The sequence below is a fragment of the Vibrio sp. 10N.222.55.C6 genome, from assembly GCF_041473395.1.
Taxonomy (GTDB): Bacteria; Pseudomonadota; Gammaproteobacteria; order Enterobacterales; family Vibrionaceae; genus Vibrio; species Vibrio crassostreae_C.
This window is the reverse complement of record NZ_JBFRSD010001081.1, coordinates 1-380: the sequence shown is the minus strand read 5'-3', so window position 1 is coordinate 380 and position 380 is coordinate 1. Positions and strand designations below refer to the sequence as shown.

At 38.4% G+C, this 380-nt stretch carries 1 protein-coding gene; it reads right to left on the bottom strand.

Features of this window, described 5'->3' with window-relative positions; all coding sequences use genetic code 11:
• Positions 1-75 precede the first annotated feature (75 nt).
• Positions 76-380, bottom strand: a 305-nt coding sequence (locus tag AB4486_RS27640) for a glycosyl transferase family 90 (protein ID WP_372120000.1), incomplete at its 5' end; no start/stop codon positions are given.

Here is a 380-nt window from a genome sequence, read left to right as displayed (position 1 = left end):
GTGTCTGCAGCTCAATATATAAGCCTTGAGACATTACCATGTCTCCAACCCATGACGGGCCAATAATCAGAATTTTCATTTGTCTTGCTCGTTAATAGCGTGTTCGTGAGTAGCTTGGCCAGATAGTCTAAAATATTCTTGAAGTGTTTTAATGCAAACCAATTTTTCTAGTTGTTCATCTTGGAAAGGAGCAAGGTATTCATGCGCATTTTTGATCATCTGTTCAGACTCTTTAGGGTTGTCTAAATAGTATTTAATTTTTTGCTCAAAATCCGACCAGTCATCCTTCACCTCTACATAATGTATGCCTGGCTGTAGAGTGCCTTCCATAAACCACGTTTCAAACTTCATTTTTGGAGTAACGACAAGTGAGTTTGAAG